The following is a 5,023-nucleotide window of genomic DNA, read 5'->3' as shown; positions in this document are numbered from 1 at the left end:
TTACATGCGGCTTTGTCCTCTCAAACTTAGTCTTTGCCATTATCTGTCCTCCTTAATCTCCTGCCCATATCATAACTATCTCCTAACCTTCTCCTGCCTCTCTCTCCTATAACAGGAAACAACGAGTGTAGCACGACATAATATCTTATGTCAACAAAAAAAATCATATACCCTTAATTTTTTTAATTATCTCGTCGGCCACACTTTTAGGCAGCTCATCGTAGTGTGCCAACTGCATCGAATAACTTGCCCTTCCCTGTGTTCGGGAGCGAAGGTCAGTTGCATAACCAAACATCTCCGAAAGCGGCACTGTTGTCTTTATTATCTGCGCGTTGCCCCTTTTGACCATTGAGTGTATCTTTCCGCGCCTGCTGTTGATGTCGCCAATGACGTCGCCCATATAGTCTTCCGGGGTAACCACTTCGACATCCATTATCGGCTCCAACAGCACAGGGGAGGCCTTTTTCATCGCATCCTTCATTGCCATAGAGCCTGCTATCTTAAAGGCCATCTCAGAGGAATCTACCTCGTGGTATGAGCCATCGTATAGCTCAGCCCTTACGTCAACCACAGGAAACCCGGCGATAATGCCATTGCTCAGGGCCTCCTTTATTCCTGCCTCTATGGGTGCTATATATTCTCTTGGGACTGAGCCGCCCACAATCTTATTTTCGAATTCAAAACCGCTGCCTCTGCCAAGCGGTATCAGGACTATCTTTGCGTGCCCGTACTGGCCGCGGCCTCCGGTCTGCCTTATGTACTTGCCGTCGCCGTGGGCCTCCGCCTTTACGGTCTCTCTGTAGGCCACCTGAGGCTTCCCGACATTGGCGCCTACTTTGAACTCCCTCAGCAGCCGGTCAACTATTATCTCAAGGTGAAGCTCACCCATACCGGCTATCAGTGTCTGTCCTGTCTCTTCATTAAACTTTACCTTAAACGAGGGGTCTTCCTGAGTCAATTTATTCAACGACGTATAGAGTTTGTCTCTGTCGTCCTTTGTCTTGGGTTCTATCGCAACCGAGATAACCGGTTCGGGGAACTGTATTGACTCCAGGATGACCGGACTTTTCTCATCGCAAAGGGTATCCCCTGTGAGCGTACTTTTCAGGCCCACTACCGCGGCTATGTCGCCGGCCCTTACCTCGCCAATCTCTTCCCTCTTACTGGCGTGCATTCGCACAAGCCTGCTTATTCTTTCTTTTTTATCCTTCGTCGAATTATAAATGTATGACCCTGACTTCAGCACCCCTGAATATACGCGGGTAAAGGTCAACTGTCCTACGTAGGTGTCTGTCATAATTTTAAAGGCAAGGGCTGAAAACGGCTCATCATCTGAGGGTTTACGCTCTACGGACTCTCCGCTTGCCGGGTCTATGCCCATTATTGGCGGCACATCCAGCGGTGACGGCAGGTAATCCACCACACCGTCAAGAAGCATCTGTATGCCTTTATTCTTAAAGGCCGCCCCGCAAAACACCGGCACGAGCGTCCTGTCTGCCACACCCTTTCTGAGGGCTGCCATTATCTCATGCTCCTGCAGCTTTACGCCGTTGAGATATTTATCTGTCAGGACATCGTCTACCTCGGACACTGATTCTATTAATTTTTCCCTGAACTCCGCCGCCAGTTCGGCGTACTCCTCGGGCACCTCGGCCTCTCTGAATCCCGCCCCCAGCACATCGTCGTCGTAATAGTACGCCTTCATTTTCACTAAATCTATCGGACCGAGAAACTTATCCTCGGCACCCATAGGGATTTGTACCGGCACGGGGTTTGCTCCAAGTTTTTCCACCATTGAGGTTACCGACATGTAATAGTCCGCCCCGACCCTGTCCATTTTATTTAAGAACGCTATTCTTGGCACGTTATACCTATCCGCCTGCCTCCACACGGTCTCAGTCTGCGGCTCGACGCCTGAGACAACGTCAAGGACGATTATAGTACCGTCCAGTACCCTCATTGACCGTTCTACCTCTATTGTGAAGTCCACGTGCCCCGGGGTATCTATTATATTTATCTTGTGGTCATTCCAAAAACACGTAGTTGCCGCCGATGTTATAGTTATACCCCTTTCCTGTTCCTGGGGCATCCAGTCCATTACGGCAGTACCGTCGTGCACTTCACCTATCTTATATGTAACTCCTGTGTAGTAGAGAATCCTCTCGGTCGTGGTGGTCTTGCCCGCGTCAATATGCGCCATAATCCCGATATTTCTCGTCCTTTCAAGAGGAAACCTCTCATCTGACATATCTTCTTATCCTTCTCTTGTCACCCTAAGCGGCGGCCTAAGCGGCGCGGCCTACCAGCGATAGTGGGCAAACGCCTTGTTTGCGTCGGCCATCTTATGGGTATCTTCCTTTTTCTTTACGGAGGACCCGGTGTTATTATATGCGTCAAGGAGTTCGGCCGCAAGGCGGTCGGTCATGGTCTTTTCCTGACGTTGTCTTGAGTAGTTAATTATCCACCTGTATGCCAGTGCCATACGCCTCTGCTGCCTTATTTCAACTGGCACCTGGTATGTGGCACCGCCCACACGGCGGGGTTTTACCTCTATCATTGGCTTTACGTTTTCAATTGACGTCTTAAATATCTTCAGAGGGTCGTCGCCTGTCTTTGTCTTCATTATTTCGAAGGCACCGTAGCAGATTCTCTCGGCTATCGCCTTCTTGCCGTCCTCTACGAGAATATTGATGAACTTCCCTACTATCTTACTATTGTACTTGGGGTCCGGCAGGACCTCTTTTCTCTCTGCGACTCTTCTTCTTGGCATAATAATTACCTCACGGTATTTAGTTTAGTATCTCTCAACCCTATCTTAACATCAAGCCATTCTTAATATCCACTACATATCCTACATATCCACCACACCGCCCCAAACATTGCCGACATAAAAACAGCCGTACATTCACTCCTACATATCCACTCCTGTATATTGGCCTGCATATTGGCTGTATATTGGCAAATATTAGGATAGTCGTTTGGGGTAACTTACTTGGGTTTCTTTGCTCCATACTTGGACCGCCCGCGCCTTCTGTCCGCGACTCCTACTGTGTCCAGCGACCCTCTGATTATATGATACCTCACGCCGGGAAGGTCTTTGACTCTCCCTCCGCGTATCAACACCATGGAGTGCTCCTGAAGATTATGTCCCACTCCAGGTATATATGCCGTCACCTCCAGGCCGTTTGACAGCCTGACCCTTGCTACTTTTCTCAGGGCCGAGTTCGGCTTTTTTGGCGTAGTAGTATATACCCTTGTGCACACACCCTGGCGCTGCGGACACCTCTGCAGTGCCGGACTCTTCGTCTTTTTCACTACATCCTTTCTACCCTTTCTTACTAGCTGTGCTATTGTAGGCAATATCCCTCCACAATCATCTGTACTACTCGTTCATACCCTGTTACTCTCGCTCATGCCCTTCTGACCAACCCGTCGGCCCTCTTCCGATCAATAGTAACAGGGCCTGTCGGCCAACCCATTCATCTACCCTGCTTCCAAACGAGCAGAATAGCACCGTAACGAGTGGAATACTACCATAACGATTTTCATTTGTCAACAAGAATATAATAATAATGTAAAAAAAACATCAGGCGGGCACGGCGGCCTGATTGGCCAACAGTTCATCGGTCTCAAAAACCCCCTCAGCCGGCCTTTTCGAGTGCGAAGACCTCGTGGAGTTCGCGCTGTGCAAGTTCGCTGTATTTGCCTTCTATGACGCAGGAGATTTTTATCTCCGATGTGCTTATCATCATGATATTTATATTGTTGTCCGAGAGGGTTTGGAACATTTTAGCGGCGGCCCCGGAGTGTGTCCTCATGCCTACGCCTACGATAGATATCTTTGCTATGTCATCTTTTACGATTACGGACTTAGCGCCGAGGGTCTGTGCCACTGATGTTGTTATCTCAAGGGCGCCTTTTGAGTCGGTCTTGGGCACGGTGAACGAAATATCGGCAACGCTGCCGTCGGCGCTGACGTTTTGCACTATCATATCCACCACTATGCCCCTTTGTGCGATGGCGCTGAAAATCTTAGCGGCGATACCGGGCTTATCGGGCACTCCAAGCGCGGTCAGCTTAACCTGATTCTTATCGCAGGCGATTCCTGAGACTACCACGTTTTCCATATCTTTATCCTCCTTCATAACGAGTGTGCCTGGCTCCTCGCTGAAACTTGAGCGTACGACAAGCGGGACTTCGTACTTACTGGCGAATTCCACGGAGCGGCTCTGCAGCACCTTGGCACCGAGGCTCGCAAGCTCAAGCATTTCGTCATAGGAAATTTTGTCCAGTTTCCTCGCGTTTTTTACAACGTTTGGGTCTGCCGTATAGACGCCGTCAACATCGGTGTATATCTCACATAGGTCGGCCCTGAGCGCTGCCGCAACCGCAACGGCGGTAAGGTCAGACCCTCCCCTGCCAAGTGTGGTGACCTCTGACATATCCTCAGTGACGCCCTGAAACCCCGCGATTACGGCAATCATGTCCTCGTCAATGGTCTGTCTGACGCGGCCAGCATGCACGTGTTCTATCTTTGCCTTTGTGTGCATGGAGTCGGTGATTATACCTACCTGGCGTCCGGATAATGATACGGCCTTTTCGCCGAGGGCCTCTATAGCCATAGCGGTCAGTGCGGCGCTTATCCTTTCTCCGCTTGAGAGGAGCATATCAAGCTCTCTTTCGGGAGGACTTTCGTGCATCTCGCCGGCCAGACGAATCAACCGGTCTGTTTCACCGGACATAGCGGACACGACGAGCACAACGGCGTTGTTTGCCCTTTTGGTTTTCACCGCCCTTTGGGCAACGGCCATAATCCTGTCTTTGGTACCAACGGAGGTACCTCCATATTTTTGTACTATTAATTTTTTTGCGAGCATAGCTGCGGTAATGCCTCCAATCGAAAAGTTTATACTACACGGGCATTAGTAAAGCATAAAGTGAGGGTAAAAATCTATGCTTGGGGTTTGCCGCCAGCGATTCTCGGTGAAGGCAAGAACGATACTGGTAGTATGTATAGTATAAT

General features: G+C 49.8%; 4 protein-coding genes. All 4 read right to left on the bottom strand.

Going from position 1 to position 5,023, the window contains the following annotated elements:
• Positions 1–163: 163 nt before the first annotated feature.
• Positions 164–2,248: an elongation factor G gene (fusA, locus tag AB7D94_RS16410; protein WP_420267125.1), complete on the bottom strand. Its 2,085-nt coding sequence runs from the start codon at positions 2,246–2,248 to the stop codon at positions 164–166.
• A 51-nt stretch (positions 2,249–2,299) separates the two neighbouring features.
• Positions 2,300–2,770 (bottom strand): 30S ribosomal protein S7, encoded by a 471-nt coding sequence (gene rpsG / locus AB7D94_RS16405; protein ID WP_420267124.1) that lies wholly within the window; start codon positions 2,768–2,770, stop codon positions 2,300–2,302.
• 218 nt (positions 2,771–2,988) lie between these two features.
• Positions 2,989–3,360 carry a 30S ribosomal protein S12 gene (gene rpsL / locus AB7D94_RS16400; RefSeq protein WP_420267122.1) on the bottom strand — a complete coding sequence of 124 codons (372 nt, stop codon included), beginning with the start codon at positions 3,358–3,360 and terminating at the stop codon, positions 2,989–2,991.
• A 281-nt stretch (positions 3,361–3,641) separates the two neighbouring features.
• Complete coding sequence (locus AB7D94_RS16395) at positions 3,642–4,877, bottom strand: aspartate kinase (RefSeq protein WP_420267120.1); 1,236 nt, start codon at positions 4,875–4,877, stop codon at positions 3,642–3,644.
• Between the last annotated feature and the right edge of the window lie 146 nt (positions 4,878–5,023).

The organism is Candidatus Magnetominusculus dajiuhuensis, from assembly GCF_046044395.1.
In the GTDB taxonomy this organism is placed as follows: Bacteria; Nitrospirota; Thermodesulfovibrionia; order Thermodesulfovibrionales; family Magnetobacteriaceae; genus Magnetominusculus; species Magnetominusculus dajiuhuensis.
Note: the sequence above shows the minus strand (reverse complement) of the source record. Positions and strands in the feature narration are given on the sequence as shown.